This window comes from Variovorax guangxiensis (assembly GCF_003952165.1).
Classification (GTDB): domain Bacteria; phylum Pseudomonadota; class Gammaproteobacteria; order Burkholderiales; family Burkholderiaceae_C; genus Variovorax; species Variovorax guangxiensis.
Window position 1 is genome coordinate 82636 of the sequence record NZ_RXFT01000006.1, and the last position, 13517, is coordinate 96152.

17 protein-coding genes are annotated in these 13517 nt (G+C 66.9%); 14 read left to right on the plus strand and 3 right to left on the minus strand.

The annotated features are described in order from the left end of the window. Nucleotides 1-11 precede the first annotated feature (11 nt). Complete coding sequence (locus EJP67_RS15630; RefSeq protein ID WP_126022634.1) at nt 12-383, plus strand: Rieske (2Fe-2S) protein; 372 nt, start codon at nt 12-14, stop codon at nt 381-383. Between the two features lie 5 nt (nt 384-388). Then, nucleotides 389-1405 carry a S49 family peptidase gene (locus tag EJP67_RS15635; RefSeq protein ID WP_126022635.1) on the plus strand — a complete coding sequence of 339 codons (1017 nt, stop codon included), beginning with the start codon at nt 389-391 and terminating at the stop codon, nt 1403-1405. A gap of 7 nt (nt 1406-1412) precedes the next feature. Here EJP67_RS15635 and EJP67_RS15640 read toward each other — a convergent pair whose 3' ends face one another. The 3 genes from EJP67_RS15640 to EJP67_RS15650 are packed head-to-tail and all read right to left on the minus strand — an operon-like array spanning nt 1413 to nt 3918. After that, the gene (locus EJP67_RS15640) at nt 1413-2564 is read right to left on the minus strand and encodes an MFS transporter (RefSeq protein WP_126022929.1); all 1152 of its coding nucleotides are present in this window, start codon (nt 2562-2564) and stop codon (nt 1413-1415) included. A gap of 2 nt (nt 2565-2566) precedes the next feature. Continuing rightward, nucleotides 2567-3340 (minus strand): SAM-dependent methyltransferase, encoded by a 774-nt coding sequence (locus EJP67_RS15645; RefSeq protein ID WP_126022636.1) that lies wholly within the window; start codon nt 3338-3340, stop codon nt 2567-2569. After that, complete coding sequence (locus tag EJP67_RS15650) at nt 3337-3918, minus strand: Maf family nucleotide pyrophosphatase (RefSeq protein ID WP_126022637.1); 582 nt, start codon at nt 3916-3918, stop codon at nt 3337-3339. Before EJP67_RS15650 ends, EJP67_RS15645 begins: the two co-directional genes overlap by 4 nt. 82 nt (nt 3919-4000) lie before the next feature. On the opposite strand from EJP67_RS15650, the gene EJP67_RS15655 reads away from it, so the two are divergent. The 12 genes from EJP67_RS15655 (at nt 4001) to EJP67_RS15710 (ending at nt 13503) form a co-directional block, all read left to right on the plus strand. Continuing rightward, nucleotides 4001-4558: a YceD family protein gene (locus EJP67_RS15655; RefSeq protein ID WP_126022638.1), complete on the plus strand. Its 558-nt coding sequence runs from the start codon at nt 4001-4003 to the stop codon at nt 4556-4558. Nucleotides 4559-4731: 173 nt separating this feature from the next. After that, nucleotides 4732-4914 (plus strand): 50S ribosomal protein L32, encoded by a 183-nt coding sequence (gene rpmF / locus EJP67_RS15660; RefSeq protein ID WP_007830466.1) that lies wholly within the window; start codon nt 4732-4734, stop codon nt 4912-4914. Between the two features lie 61 nt (nt 4915-4975). Further along, nucleotides 4976-6073 carry a phosphate acyltransferase PlsX gene (plsX, locus tag EJP67_RS15665; protein ID WP_126022639.1) on the plus strand — a complete coding sequence of 366 codons (1098 nt, stop codon included), beginning with the start codon at nt 4976-4978 and terminating at the stop codon, nt 6071-6073. Further along, complete coding sequence (locus EJP67_RS15670; protein WP_126022640.1) at nt 6073-7050, plus strand: beta-ketoacyl-ACP synthase III; 978 nt, start codon at nt 6073-6075, stop codon at nt 7048-7050. The genes plsX and EJP67_RS15670 overlap by 1 nt, the downstream gene beginning before the upstream one ends. Nucleotides 7051-7109: 59 nt before the next feature. Then, nucleotides 7110-8063, plus strand: a complete 954-nt coding sequence (fabD, locus tag EJP67_RS15675) for an ACP S-malonyltransferase (RefSeq protein WP_126022641.1) — start codon at nt 7110-7112, stop codon at nt 8061-8063. A 27-nt stretch (nt 8064-8090) separates the two neighbouring features. Further along, nucleotides 8091-8834 (plus strand): 3-oxoacyl-ACP reductase FabG, encoded by a 744-nt coding sequence (gene fabG, locus EJP67_RS15680; RefSeq protein ID WP_126022642.1) that lies wholly within the window; start codon nt 8091-8093, stop codon nt 8832-8834. A gap of 99 nt (nt 8835-8933) precedes the next feature. After that, a complete protein-coding gene (gene acpP / locus EJP67_RS15685; protein ID WP_007830471.1) occupies nt 8934-9173 on the plus strand; it encodes an acyl carrier protein in 240 nt (79 codons plus the stop codon). A 102-nt stretch (nt 9174-9275) separates the two neighbouring features. Further along, nucleotides 9276-10520 (plus strand): beta-ketoacyl-ACP synthase II, encoded by a 1245-nt coding sequence (gene fabF / locus EJP67_RS15690; RefSeq protein WP_126022643.1) that lies wholly within the window; start codon nt 9276-9278, stop codon nt 10518-10520. Between the two features lie 13 nt (nt 10521-10533). After that, on the plus strand, nt 10534-11016 hold the full coding sequence (locus EJP67_RS15695; RefSeq protein ID WP_126022644.1) for a hypothetical protein: 483 nt from the start codon (nt 10534-10536) through the stop codon (nt 11014-11016). 10 nt (nt 11017-11026) lie between these two features. Next, nucleotides 11027-11698 carry an RNA polymerase sigma factor RpoE gene (gene rpoE / locus EJP67_RS15700; protein WP_126022645.1) on the plus strand — a complete coding sequence of 224 codons (672 nt, stop codon included), beginning with the start codon at nt 11027-11029 and terminating at the stop codon, nt 11696-11698. A gap of 16 nt (nt 11699-11714) precedes the next feature. Further along, entirely contained in the window at nt 11715-12392 is a 678-nt protein-coding gene (locus EJP67_RS15705) for a sigma-E factor negative regulatory protein (RefSeq protein WP_126022646.1), read from the plus strand. Nucleotides 12393-12423: 31 nt separating this feature from the next. Continuing rightward, nucleotides 12424-13503, plus strand: coding sequence for a MucB/RseB C-terminal domain-containing protein (locus EJP67_RS15710; RefSeq protein WP_126022647.1), 1080 nt, complete (start codon nt 12424-12426; stop codon nt 13501-13503). Nucleotides 13504-13517: the final 14 nt, after the last annotated feature.

The following is a 13517-nucleotide window of genomic DNA, read 5'->3' on the forward strand; positions in this document are numbered from 1 at the left end:
AAGATGCCGCCATGAGCGATCAAGAACGCATTCCGCTGTGCAACGCCTGCGACCTGGCCGAAGGCGGCCTGGCGGTGCCCTTCGACGTGGTCTACGGCGGCGAGACCTGCCGCGCCTTCGCGATACGCTTCGAGGGCCGGCCGCATGCGTTCCTCAATCGCTGCACGCACGTCGCGATGGAGCTCGACTTCCAGCCCGACCGCTTCTTCGACGACACCGGCCAGTGGCTGCTGTGCGCGACGCACGGCGCGGCCTATCGGCCCGACACCGGCGAATGCGCGGGCGGCCCGTGCCGCGGCGGCCTCGTGAAGATCGCGCTGAGCGAGCATGACGGCGTGGTGCACTGGCATACTGACTGGAACCTTCACCCCCTGACTTTCTGACCGACATGACCGACCCGAACCGAACCGAACCCTCGGGGTTCGAACCTTTTGAGCGGGCCCCTTCCACGAACATGGCCAAAGATCCCACGCAGCGCCCCGGTTGGGAGCGCGCAACCCTCGAGAAGCTCGCCTTCGCCTCGCTGAACGAACAGAAGGCCGCGCGCCGCTGGAAGACCTTCACGCGACTGGCCTGGCTGGCCTTCTTCGTCTTCCTGGCCTGGGCCGCGTTCTCGCGCAGCACGCCGAGCACGGCCAAGACCTCGGCGCACACGGCCGTCGTCGAGATCAAGGGCGAGATCGCCAACGGCGGCGACGCGAGCGCCGAGTTCGTGGTCGCGGCCATGAAGACGGCCTTCGAGGACGAGGGCGCCAAGGGCGTGGTCCTGCTGATCAACTCCCCTGGCGGCAGCCCGGTGCAGGCCGGCATCATCAACGACGAGATCAAGCGCCTGAAGGCCAAGTACAAGAAACCGGTCTATGCCGTGGTCGAGGAAACCTGCGCCTCGGCGGCCTACTACATCGCCGCCGCGGCGGACAAGATCTACGTCGACAAGGCCAGCATCGTCGGCAGCATCGGCGTGCTGATGGACGGCTTCGGCTTCACCGGCGTGATGGAGAAGGTGGGCGTCGAGCGCCGCCTGCTGACGGCCGGCGAGAACAAGGGCTTCCTCGACCCGTTCAGCCCGATGAGCGACGCGCAGCGCGCGCATGCGCAGACCATGCTCAACCAGATCCACACGCAGTTCATCAATGTGGTGAAGGCTGGCCGCGGCGACCGCCTCAAGCTCGACACCCCGGGCCTGTTCAGCGGCCTCTTCTGGAGCGGCGAGCAGGCCGTCGAGTACGGCCTGGCCGACCAGCTCGGCAATGTCGACTACGTGGCGCGCGAAGTGATCAAGGCCGAAGAGGTGATCGACTACACCCGCCGCGACAACGTGGCCGAGAAGCTGGCCAAGAAGTTCGGCGCGGCGATGGCCGAGACCACCGTGCGCCTGATGCACGCCACGCCGGCGCTGCGCTGATCGTTTCTTACCTGGCTTCGCCGCCGGCCGTGTAGCGCGCCGATGCCGCCAGCGCCGCGGCGAAGACCACCACCACGTAGAGCGCCGCCGTCAGCGAGGTCGCGCGCGCCAGCAGGCCGATCACCGCCGGGCCTGCCATGAACCCGAGATAAGCCACGGCCGAGACCGACGCGATGCCACGCGCGGGCTCGATGCCGGGCACCTTCGCGGAGGCCGAGAACAGGATCGGCACCACGTTCGCGAAACCTACCCCCACGCCGGCGAAGCCGACCAGTGCCAGCCAGGGCAGATCGGTGATGAGCACCAGCGTCATTGATGCCGCCGCCAGCAGGCCGCTGCCGAGCAGCAGCGCAGCCGGCGAGAAGCGCGCGCGCAGGGCGTCGCCGCCGAAGCGCGCAGCCGCCATCGCCGCCGAGAAGCTCGCGTAGGCCAGCGCGGCCTGCTGTTGCGGGCTGCCGATTTCCTGCTGCATGTAAAGCACGCTCCAGTCGTAGATCGCGCCCTCGGCGATCAGGCCCAGCGCGGCGAGCACGCCCAGCACGGCGAGCGTGCCGCGAGGCAGCAGGAAGCCGTGGTCGACTTCGGTCGCACCGCTGGTGGCGGGTCGGGGCAGCATGCGTGTGGAGGCCAGTGCGACGAGCACCGTCATGCCGGCTGCAACCACCAGCAGGTGCGCCTGCGCGCCGAGCCCGGCCGCCAGCGCGGCGCTGCCGCTCGCGGCACCGGCCATGCCGCCGAGGCTGAACATGCCGTGCATGCCGCTCATCAGCGGCGTGCCGCCATGCAGCTCGAGCTGGGCGGCCTCCGTGTTGATCGACACGTCGAACACGCTCGTCACGAGGCCGAAGGCTGCCAGCAGCACCAGCAGCGCCGCGTAGCCCGGCATGGCGATCAGGCCTGCCAGCAGCAGCGCGTAGACGACGCCGCAGATGCCGGCCATGCGCCGCGGGCCGTTGCGGCCGATCCAGCGGCCCGCGCTGGTCAGTCCGAACATGGCTCCGGCGCCGGCCGCGAGCATGGCCAGGCCGAGCTGGGCCTCGTCGATGCCGTAGTGCGCCTTGACCGTGGGCACGTGCACGCCCCAGGTCGCGAAGATGAAGCCGGCTGCGAAGAACTGCGCGCGCGAAGCCCAGCGCGTGGCTGCGGTAATGGCCACCATCATCAGCGGCCGATCGCGAACACGGCGGGCAGGCGTTCGTCAGTGGTGGGCTGGGGCTTCGCCGCGCGCCAGGACTTGACCGTCTCGCTGCGCACGTGGGCGTTGGCGAGCGTCAGGCCGCGTGCCACGGCGAGGCGGGTGTTGTGCTGCAGCGTCTGCGTCAGCGCCTGCAGCAGTGCGGCGTTGCGATAGGGCGTCTCGATGAAGAGCTGCGTCTGCCCCGACTTGAGCGCCAGCGCCTCGAGCTCGCGGATGCGGGCCTGGCGCTCGCCGGCGTCCTGCGGCAGGTAGCCGACGAAGGCGAAGTTCTGGCCGTTGAGCCCGCTCGCGGCCAACGCAAGCAGCAGGGAGACGGGGCCGGTCAGCGGCACCACGGCGAGGCCGAGGTCGTGCGCGGCGCGCGCCACCGACGAGCCCGGATCCGCCACCGCCGGCATGCCGGCTTCGCTCAGCAGGCCGACATCGTGGCCTTCGAGCGCGGCGGCGAGCAGGGGGCGGGCGTCGAATTGCCCGGCATGGTCACCCTTCTTGTGCACTTCGCGCGGCAGTTCCTGGATGTTCTGCGCCTGCAGGGGCGCGGCGAGCGCCGCGACGGCATCGATGCGCTTCAGGTAGGCGCGCGCGGACTTCGCGTTCTCGCAGATCCAGTGCGTGATGCCGGCGGCCGTCTGCAGGGTGCCCAAGGGCAGGGCATCCTGCAACGGGGCTTGAGCCTCGCAGCCGAAATCGAGCGGCGCGGGGACGAGGTAGAGCTTGCCTTTTTCCTTCTGCGTCATAGAAGGTCGACTCCCGCGGCGCGCAGCATCTGGCAGGTTCTTATCAGTGGCAGGCCGACCAGCGCGGTCGGGTCGTCGCTGTCGATGGCGTTCAGCAGCGCGATGCCCAGGCCCTCGCTTTTGGCGCTGCCGGCGCAGTCGTAGGGCTGTTCGGCCTGCAGGTAGCGCTCGATGGCGGCGTCGCTGAGATCGCGGAACACCACGCGCACGGGGGCGATGTCGCACTGGACGAAGCCCGTGGCCTTGCAGACGACGGCCACGGCGGTCTGGAAGATCAGCGTCTGGCCGCGCATGCGGCGCAGCTGGGCGGTGGCCCTGGCGTGGTCGCCGGGCTTTCCCAGCGCTTCGCCGGCGAGATCGGCCACCTGGTCTGAGCCGATGACCACGGCTTCGGGGAAGCGGGCGGCCACGGCATTGGCCTTTTCGAGCGCGAGGCGGACGGCGAGGTCGTGCGGCGTTTCGCCGGGCAAGGGTGTTTCGTCCACTTCCGGCGAGTGCACGTCGAAGGGCAGGCGCAGGCGGGTGAGCAATTCGCGGCGATAGCGCGAAGTGGAAGCGAGGATCACTGTGCGTTGCATGCCGACGATTGTGCGTGAGCCGCCTAAAACCCTCAGGCATGCCCCATGCCGGCCGGATGGCTGGCGCGCTAGACTGGCGTGGATGAAGAGAGAATTCGCCCCCGAACGGCTCAATGTGCCCGGTTTCGCCGCCGCTGGCGCCACGATGGAAGCCGCAGATCCGGTTCCGAAATACGCACGCCTGGTCGCCGAACTGGCTGCTCCCGCTCCCGATGCGGTGGTGAACTGGACGGCCCACGGCGAAGACCGCCCCGGCGCGGATGGCAAGCCCGTGCCCTGGCTCCATCTGGAGGTCGAGGCCGTCGTGCCGCTGGTTTGCCAGCGCTGCCTGTCGCCGGTAGATACATCGCTTACCGTGGACCGCTGGTTCCGCTTCGTCGCCAACGAGGAGGTCGCCGAGGCGGAAGACGAGGAATCCGAGGAAGATTTGCTCGTCGTGAGCCGGGATTTCGACCTCCATACCCTCATCGAAGACGAGCTTATGATGGAAATCCCCGTCATGCCGGCCCATGAGATCTGTCCCGCGCCGGTGCGGCTTTCGTCCAGCGACGAGGACTTCAAGGCCGCCGAAGAGGCCAAGCCGAACCCCTTTGCCGTGCTCGGTGCGTTGCGTTCGCGCAAGCCGGAAGAGGGAAAGTAGCCCTTTGCCTCAGGCTGGGCTATAATCATGGGCTTCGCGCGCGCCGCCGTGAGCAGCGATACACGAAACGACGACAGGGGCATTCCATACATGCCGCCGGGTTTTGCGGGTTTCGTTTATTGCCACCGCTTGAGCCCGCATCCAATCACCAACCTAACAGTCCAGGAGCCATCATGGCCGTCCAGCAAAACAAGAAGTCGCCTTCCAAGCGCGGCATGCACCGTTCCCACAATGCACTGGTCGTGCCCGGCATCGCCGTGGAGCCGACCACCGGCGAAACCCACCTGCGCCACCACATCAGCCCGAACGGTTTCTACCGTGGCCGCCAGGTTCTCAAGAACAAGTCCGAAGCCTGATCTCGCATCCCAAGGCCAAGGCCCGAAGCTACTTTTGCCGTAGCGTCGGGCCTTTGTTTTGATGGCTACGCCTTCTTTTTCCGAAAACACCGCTGCGCCTTCCGCAATCACGCTCGCCGTGGATTGCATGGGGGGTGATCATGGGCCGCGCGTCACGCTCGCGGCCTGCCGCGCGTTCCTCGAGCGGCACGGCGATGCCTCGTTGCTGCTCGTCGGCGCGCCGGCCGCGCTGGCCGGGTTTGCTGATCATCCGCGTGCCCGTATCGTCGCCGCGAGCGAAGTCGTGGGCATGGACGATCCAATCGAAATCGCCCTGCGCAAGAAGAAGGATTCTTCGATGCGCGTCGCGATCCAGCAGGTCAAGGACGGCGCCGCCCAGGCGGCCGTTTCCGCCGGCAATACCGGCGCCCTCATGGCGATCGCGCGCTACCTGCTCAAGACGCTGGAAGGCATCGACCGCCCGGCCATCGCGCCGCAGCTCCCCAATGCCAAGGGCGGAGCAACGACGGTGCTCGACCTCGGCGCCAACGTCGATTGCGACGCCGAAGACCTGCTTCAGTTTGCCGTGCTCGGCTCTGCACTGGTATCGGCGCTGACCGGCAACGAGGCGCCTTCGGTCGGCCTGCTCAATATTGGCGAGGAAGCCATCAAGGGCAGTGAAACGATCAAAAAGGCAAGCCAACTGCTGCGTACGGCCGCCAATTCCAAGGATCTGAACTTTTACGGCAACGTGGAAGGCAACGATATCTTCAAGGGCACGACCGACATCGTCGTCTGTGACGGTTTTGTCGGAAATGTGGCGCTCAAGGCCAGCGAAGGCGTCGCTTCGATGATCGGCGAGTTCATTCGCGTCGAATTCTCGCGGAGCCTTTTCACCAAAATTGCGGCAATTGTTGCTTATCCGGTTCTAAAAGCGTTCAAAAGTCGCTTGGATCATCGTCGGTACAACGGTGCGGCCTTGTTGGGCCTGCGCGGACTGGTTTTCAAGAGCCATGGCTCGGCTGACGAGGTGGCTTTCGGTCATGCGCTGGATCGCGCTTATGATGCCGCTCGCAACAACCTGCTCGATCGCGTGCGGGCCCGCATCGCCCACGCCGCGCCTTTGCTCGCGCGGCAGGAACCGGCGGCGCCGGTCGACGCGACAGCCCTTCACGTTTGATGACTCCTTATTCACGCATTACCGGCACCGGCAGCTACCTGCCTCCACGCCGCGTGACCAATGACGATCTCGCCAAGGATCTGGCTACGCGAGGCATCGAGACCTCCGACCAGTGGATCGTCGAGCGCACCGGTATTCACGCCCGGCATTTCGCCGCGCCGGATGTCACCAGCAGCGACCTCGGTCTCCAGGCGGCCCGGCACGCGCTGGAGGCGGCCGGCCGCAAGGCCAGCGACGTCGACCTGATCATCGTCGCGACTTCCACGCCGGACATGGTGTTCCCGTCGTCGGCAGCCATCCTCCAGAACAAGCTCGGCATTGCCGGCTGCCCGGCGTTCGACGTCCAGGCGGTCTGCAGCGGTTTCGTCTACGCGCTCACCGTCGCCGACGCGATGATCCGCACCGGCACCGCGCGCTGCGCGCTGGTGGTGGGCGCCGAAGTGTTCTCCCGCATCCTCGACTTCAACGACCGCACCACCTGCGTACTGTTCGGCGACGGCGCGGGCGCGGTGGTGCTCGAGGCCAGCGAGGAGCCCGGCATCCTGGCCAGCGACCTGCACGCCGACGGCAAGCACGTCGGCATTCTTTGCGTGCCGGGCCACGTTTCGGGCGGCAACGTGCTGGGCACGCCGCTGCTGCACATGGACGGCCAGGCCGTCTTCAAGCTCGCGGTCCGCGTGCTCGAAGAGGCGGCGCGTGCCACGCTGGCCAAGGCCGGCAAGGTAGACACCGACATCGACTGGCTCATCCCGCACCAGGCCAACATCCGCATCATGGAGGGCACCGCGAAGAAGCTGAGGCTTCCGCGCGAGAAGCTGATCGTCACGGTCAACGAGCACGGCAACACTTCCGCCGCCTCGATTCCGCTGGCGCTCGACGAAGCGGTGCGCTCGGGCAAGGTGAAGAAAGGCGAAACGCTCATGCTCGAGGGCGTGGGGGGCGGCTTCACCTGGGGCGCGGTGCTGTTGAATCTGTAGTTAGCTAGTGCGTTGCGGTGCCCCGGAAAGGGCCGGCAATGCGAGACGACGCGTAAACAATGAAATCCTTTGCATTTGTCTTTCCGGGGCAGGGCTCGCAGGCTGTCGGCATGCTCGACGCCTGGGGCGACCATCCGGCCGTGGCCGAAACGCTGCGTGAGGCGTCCGAGGCGCTCGGCGAAGATGTCGGCGCCCTGATCAAGAACGGCCCGAAGGAAGAGCTGGCGCTCACCACGAACACCCAGCCCGTGATGCTGGTGGCTGGTGTGGCCGCATGGCGCGCATGGCTGGCCGAGGGTGGCGCGAAGCCTTCCGTCGTGGCGGGGCATTCGCTCGGTGAGTATTCGGCGCTGGTTGCTTCGGGCGTGCTGACGCTGGCGCAGGCCGCGCCGCTGGTGCGCTTCCGTGCACAGGCGATGCAGCAGGCCGTGCCTGTGGGCGTCGGCGCGATGGCTGCCGTGCTTGGCATGGAGTCGGGCAAGGTGGTGGCTGGGTGTGCGGAAGCCACGGCCAGCTTCGGCGCCGGCAGTGCGGAAGTCGTTGAAGCGGTGAACTTCAACGACCCGGTGCAGACGGTGATCGCCGGCAGCAAAGCTGCGGTGGACAAAGCCTGCGAGCTGCTGAAGGCAAACGGCGCCAAGCGCGCGCTGCTGCTGCCGGTTTCGGCGCCGTTCCATTCGAGCCTGATGAAGCCCGCGGCGGAAGCGCTGCGCGAGAAGCTGGCTTCGGTCACGCTGGCTGCGCCGCAGATCCCTGTGCTGAACAACATCGACGTCGCCGTCGAAACCGACGCCGACCGCATCCGCGACGCCCTGGTGCGCCAGGCCGCTGGCCCGGTGCGTTGGGTCGAGAGCGTGCAGGCCTTGAAACTGCGCGGTGTAGCCGCCATCATCGAGTGCGGTCCCGGCAAGGTGCTGGCCGGCATGGTGAAGCGCATCGCCCCCGATCTGGAAGCCGCGTCGGTGTACGACCCGGCAACTCTCGCGGACACCCGACAATCGCTCGCCGGCTGACGGCGCCAAGGCCCCCATACTTTTCTTATGAGCATTCCCAAATTCGAAGGGCAGGTTGCCCTGGTCACCGGCGCGACGCGCGGCATCGGCGCGGCGATCGCGCTGGAGCTGGCCCAGCGCGGCCTCAAGGTCGTGGGCACCGGTACCACCGATGACGGCGCGGCCAAGATCACCGCGGCGCTGAGCGCGTACGACGGCCGCGGCCGCGCGCTGAACGTCAATGACGGCGCTGCCGTCGAGGCCCTGATCGACGAGATCGTGCAGGCATACGGCGCCATCCACGTGCTGGTGAACAACGCCGGCATCACGCGCGACACGCTCGCCATGCGCATGAAGGACAGCGACTGGGATGCGGTGCTCGACACCAATCTCAAGGCCGTCTTCTCGCTCTCGCGTGCGGTGATCCGCCCGATGATGAAGCAGCGCTACGGCCGCATCATCAGCATCACCAGCGTGGTGGGCGCTTCCGGCAATGCCGGCCAGGCCAACTACGCGGCCGCCAAGGCGGGCGTGGCGGGCATGACCCGTGCGCTGGCCCGCGAACTGGGCAGCCGGAACATCACCGTCAACTGCGTCGCCCCCGGTTTCATCGAGACCGACATGACGGCCAGCCTTCCCGAAGCCCAGCAACAGGCGCTGCTCCAGCAGATCCCGCTGGGCCACCTGGGCAAGCCGGCCGACATCGCGCACGCGGTGGCGTACCTCGCATCGCCCCAGGCGTCCTACGTCACGGGGCAGGAGCTGCACGTCAACGGCGGCATGCACATGTAGCCGCAAGGCGCAAGTTTTCTCCGTCCCGGGGGCACGGCAAATGCCACAATGCGCCCGGCTAAAATCCACCGATTACCTACAACCCTCAGAGGGAACCAAATGAGCGATATCGAAGCACGTGTCAAGAAAATCATCGCCGAGCAACTCGGCGTGGAAGAGTCCCAGGTGACGAACGAAAAGGCTTTCGTGGCTGACCTCGGCGCCGACTCTCTCGACACGGTCGAACTCGTGATGGCACTCGAAGACGAATTCGGCATCGAAATTCCCGACGAAGACGCCGAGAAGATCACCACGGTGCAAAACGCCGTCGACTACGCCACCAAGAATCAAAAGGCCTGATCGGCCAGCTGACAACAACATTGCAACTGCGGCCGGCGGCTTTTTCTTGAACCGCACGCGCCGGCAGGCAACTGTTCAGCGCTTTCAGAAAGGTTTGCCGGCATGACCAAACGCCGCGTCGTCGTTACCGGACTCGGTTGCATCGCTCCTGTCGGAAACACCGTTGCCGAATCCTGGGCCAACCTGTTGGCCGGGAAGTCGGGCATTGCGAACATCACCGCGTTCGATGCAAGCGCCTTCGCCTGCAAGTTCGCAGGTGAGGTCAAGGGTTTCGACATCACCAAATACATCTCGGAGAAGGAAGCGCGTCACATGGACCGCTTCATTCATCTGGGGCTCGCCGCCGCCATCCAGGCGGTGCAGGACAGCGGACTGCCGACCGGCGAAGCGCTCTCCTATGAGCAGGCCGTGCGCATCGGCTGCAACATCGGCTCGGGCATCGGCGGCCTGCCGATGATCGAGGAAACGCACGGCGAGCTGATGAACCGCGGCCCGCGCCGGGTGTCGCCGTTCTTCGTGCCGGCTTCGATCATCAACATGATCTCGGGCCACGTCTCGATCAAGTACGGCTTCAAGGGCCCGAACATCGCGGTCGTGACCGCCTGCACCACCGGCCTGCATGCCATCGGCACCTCGGCTCGCATGATCGAGTACGGCGACGCCGACGTCATGATCGCCGGCGGCGCGGAATCGACGATCTCCCCGCTCGGCATCGGCGGCTTCACCGCGCCTCGCGCACTGAGCACCCGCAACGACGATCCGGCCACGGCCTCGCGCCCGTGGGACAAGGACCGCGACGGCTTCGTGCTGGGCGAGGGCGCCGGCGTGCTGGTGCTCGAAGAATACGAACACGCCAAGGCGCGCGGTGCCAAGATCTACGCCGAGGTCGCGGGCTTCGGCCTGACGGGCGACGCGTATCACATGACCGCGCCCGACGTCGACGGCCCCCGCCGCTCGATGGCCATGGCGCTGTCGAACGCGGGCGTCAACGCCGACCAGGTGCAATACCTGAACGCGCACGGCACTTCCACGCAGATCGGCGACGTCAACGAGACCAATGCGGTCAAGCTGGCTTTTGGCGACCACGCGAAGAAGCTGGTCGTCAATTCGACCAAGTCCATGACCGGCCACCTGCTGGGCGGAGCGGGCGGCATCGAATCGGTGTTCACCGTGATGGCGCTGCACGAGCAGAAGAGCCCTCCGACCATCAACATCTTCAACCAGGATCCGGAGTGCGATCTCGACTACTGCGCCAACGAGGCGCGCGATCTGAAGATCGATGTCGCGGTCAAGAACAACTTCGGCTTCGGCGGCACCAACGGCACGCTGGTGTTCAAGCGCGCTTGAGCGTCGCTCTGTCATGCACAGCGCGCCGTCGGTGACCTATCCGGTGGGGCGCTCGCGTGGCGCAACCCGGATTCTTGTCGTTCTCTGGGCGCTGGGGGCTCTTTGCGCGGGTGCGTCCTGCTATCTCTTCGATAGCATCGGATGGCGTCATCTCCTGCTGGTTCTCAGTGTCGTGTTCGCGGGCGTTGCCGCGGGTTTCGGCCTGCGGCAAGAAGGCGCGGGCGTCCTGCACTTCGACGGCCTTTACTGGTCGCTGACAGGCAATCAGGCCTCCCGTGGCGTGCACGCCGCGCGTGCCTCCGTGGCGCTCGACTTCCAGTCGCTGATGCTGCTGCGCCTGAGCGAACCGGGCCGTGCCCGGCGCTGGATCTGGATCGAGCAGCGGGCCATGCCCGAGCGCTGGCGCGATCTGCGCCGCGCGGTATATTCGCGCCCCCCGGCCGCCACGCCTGCGGCCGACCCCTGGCGCGCGACAGCTCCGGCCGACGCGCCCTGAACCTTCTTCGATGACCACTTCCCCGCCCGTGCCGCCGGACTCCGGCCTGAACGACGCGCCCGCCGCGGCGGCGCGTCCGGGCGAGGTCGATTTCCAGCTGGTCCAGCGCACCGTCGCAGGTGACCAGAAGGCCTTCGAGCTGCTGGTCATCAAGTACCAGCGCCGCATCGAGCGCCTGATCGGGCGGATGGTGCGCGATGTCGACCTGATCGAGGACATCGCGCAGGAAACCTTCATTCGCGCCTACCGCGCCCTGCACCAGTTCCGCGGCGAGGCGCAGTTCTATACCTGGCTCTACCGGATCGCCGTCAACACCGCCAAGAAGGCGCTGGTGGACATGAAGCGCGATCCCACCGTCTCCGAGGCGGCTCTGAGGCCTTCTTCCGAGGATGAGGATGAAACTTACCGTCCCGGAAACGAACCAACCAGCGACGAAACCCCCGAATCGGTCATGGCGGCGAACGAAATCGCCGGCGCCGTCGAGGCAGCCATGGAAGCGCTCCCTGCCGAACTTCGGCAGGCGGTCACGCTGCGTGAGATCGAGGGCATGAGTTACGAAGAGATTGCCGAGGTCATGGATTGCCCTATCGGCACGGTGCGTTCGCGGATTTTCCGGGCGCGCGAGGCCATTTCGGCCAGGGTCAAGCCGTTGCTGGACAACCAGTCCGGCAAGCGTTGGTAGTAAGCAGGTGAATGAAATGAATCAGACGATGACGGTTCGGGAACAGGTGTCCGCACTTGCGGATGGTCATTTGCAGGGCGAGGCGTTCGCTCAGGCCATCGAGGCGATCGGCGCCGAAGGCGAGTCGCGTGCGACATGGCAGACCTACCACGTGGTGGGCGACGTGCTGCGCTCGGGTTCGCATTCGCCGTGCAGCGATACCTCGGCCTTCCTGGCGCGCTTCCAGCAGCGGCTGGCGGCAGAGCCGGTGATGATGGCCCCGGTGGCGGAGCCCGTCGCCGCGACCATGCCGTTCCAGCGCAGGGCGGAAGCGGCCAACGAGCCGGTGTTCCGCTGGAAGCTGGTGGCCGGCGCCGCATCGCTGATGGCCGTTGCCGCCATCAGCTGGACCCTGGTCGGCAACGGCTCGGCCGTGCCGCAGCAAGGCGGTGCTCAACTGGCTTCGGTGCAGCAGCAACAGCAGCCGGCACCGGCCGTGAACTCGGTGCTTGCCGCGGCCGCGGTCAACGCCCCCCAGGCCGTCGGCAACACGCTGACCCCGACCCGCGTGATCGTGGGCAACGGCAATCCGCAGGTCATGCTGCGCGACCCGCGCCTGGATCAACTCCTCGAAGCGCACCAGCAGGCCGGCGGCGCTTCGCAAATGCCCTCCGGCTTCCTGCGCAACGCCACTTTCGAGGGCCCGACGCGCTGATGAGCGCGAGCAGCACCCGTAGCCGCCCGTAATGACCGTTCCGATGCCGTTCTCCGCACGCGCCTTCGTGCTTGTATTTGCTGCCTTCTGCCTCGCGCAGGCTGCCACCGCGCAGACCCGCTCGGGCACCGCGAATGCGAAGAGTGCGGCAACCGCGCAGACGGACGAGCCGCCCGCGATGAGCGTCACGGAGTGGCTGCAGCGCATGCACACCGGCGCCCGCCAGCGCAACTACGTGGGCACCTTCGTGGTGTCGGCGCCGGGCGGCGACCTTTCGAGCGCGCGCATCTGGCATGTGCGCGACGGCGAACACCAGATCGAGCGCATCGAAGCCCTGACGGGGCCGCCGCGCTCCACCTTCCGGCGCAATCGCAACGTCATGACCTTCCTGCCGGAGGCGAAGGTGGTGAAGGTCGAGAAGCGCGAGAACCTCGATCTCTTCCCGAATCTGCCGGACAAGCCCGATTCCTCGATCGGCGATTTCTACGACGTGCGCGCGATCGGCAAGGACCGCGTCGCCGGCTTCGATGCCGACGTGGTGCAGCTGGTGCCGCATGACGGATTGCGCTTCGGCTATCGCATCTGGAGCGAGCGCCGCTCGGGCCTCGTGGTGAAACTGCAGACCGTCGACAGCGACTCCCGCGTGGTGGAGCAGTCGGCTTTTTCCGAACTGCAGCTCGATGCGCCGGTGAAGGCGCAGGCGCTCGCGCAGATGATGTCCAACACCGCGGGATACCGGGTCGAGAAGCTCGAACTCGAACGCAGCAACGCGCAGGATGAAGGCTGGACCCTGCGCACGCCCGTGGCCGGATTCAAGCCCCGAAGCTTCTTCCGTCGTCCCACGACGGGTGACGACGGCGGCAAGGTAAAGCAGCAGGATGCCGCCACCGTCCAGTGGACCTTCTCCGACGGCCTGGCCTCGGTATCTCTCTTCATCGAACGCTACGACCCCGCGCGCTCGCCCCGCGACGGCGTGCTGACCATCGGCGCGACCAACGCGATCCGCCGCCGCTTGCCCGAGCCGGCCAGCGACTGGTGGCTGACCGCGGTCGGCGAAGTGCCCCAGCAGACGCTCAACGCATTCGCACAAAGCCTCGCGCGCACGCGCTGACGGGCCCGAGAAGC

Bases quoted from the DNA above. Each gene is read 5' to 3' on its own strand.
- EJP67_RS15630 (WP_126022634.1), top strand. From the start codon at position 12: ATGAGCGATCAAGAACGCATTCCGCTGTGCAACGCCTGCGACCTGGCC.
- EJP67_RS15650 (WP_126022637.1), bottom strand. From the start codon at position 3,918: ATGCAACGCACAGTGATCCTCGCTTCCACTTCGCGCTATCGCCGCGAA.
- EJP67_RS15705 (WP_126022646.1), top strand. From the start codon at position 11,715: ATGAATCAGACGATGACGGTTCGGGAACAGGTGTCCGCACTTGCGGAT.
- fabF (WP_126022643.1), top strand. From the start codon at position 9,276: ATGACCAAACGCCGCGTCGTCGTTACCGGACTCGGTTGCATCGCTCCT.
- EJP67_RS15695 (WP_126022644.1), top strand. From the start codon at position 10,534: ATGCACAGCGCGCCGTCGGTGACCTATCCGGTGGGGCGCTCGCGTGGC.
- rpmF (WP_007830466.1), top strand. From the start codon at position 4,732: ATGGCCGTCCAGCAAAACAAGAAGTCGCCTTCCAAGCGCGGCATGCAC.
- EJP67_RS15645 (WP_126022636.1), bottom strand. From the start codon at position 3,340: ATGACGCAGAAGGAAAAAGGCAAGCTCTACCTCGTCCCCGCGCCGCTC.
- EJP67_RS15670 (WP_126022640.1), top strand. From the start codon at position 6,073: ATGACTCCTTATTCACGCATTACCGGCACCGGCAGCTACCTGCCTCCA.
- rpoE (WP_126022645.1), top strand. From the start codon at position 11,027: ATGACCACTTCCCCGCCCGTGCCGCCGGACTCCGGCCTGAACGACGCG.
- fabG (WP_126022642.1), top strand. From the start codon at position 8,091: ATGAGCATTCCCAAATTCGAAGGGCAGGTTGCCCTGGTCACCGGCGCG.
- EJP67_RS15640 (WP_126022929.1), bottom strand. From the start codon at position 2,564: ATGGTGGCCATTACCGCAGCCACGCGCTGGGCTTCGCGCGCGCAGTTC.
- acpP (WP_007830471.1), top strand. From the start codon at position 8,934: ATGAGCGATATCGAAGCACGTGTCAAGAAAATCATCGCCGAGCAACTC.
- fabD (WP_126022641.1), top strand. From the start codon at position 7,110: ATGAAATCCTTTGCATTTGTCTTTCCGGGGCAGGGCTCGCAGGCTGTC.
- EJP67_RS15635 (WP_126022635.1), top strand. From the start codon at position 389: ATGACCGACCCGAACCGAACCGAACCCTCGGGGTTCGAACCTTTTGAG.
- EJP67_RS15710 (WP_126022647.1), top strand. From the start codon at position 12,424: ATGACCGTTCCGATGCCGTTCTCCGCACGCGCCTTCGTGCTTGTATTT.
- plsX (WP_126022639.1), top strand. From the start codon at position 4,976: ATGGCTACGCCTTCTTTTTCCGAAAACACCGCTGCGCCTTCCGCAATC.
- EJP67_RS15655 (WP_126022638.1), top strand. From the start codon at position 4,001: ATGAAGAGAGAATTCGCCCCCGAACGGCTCAATGTGCCCGGTTTCGCC.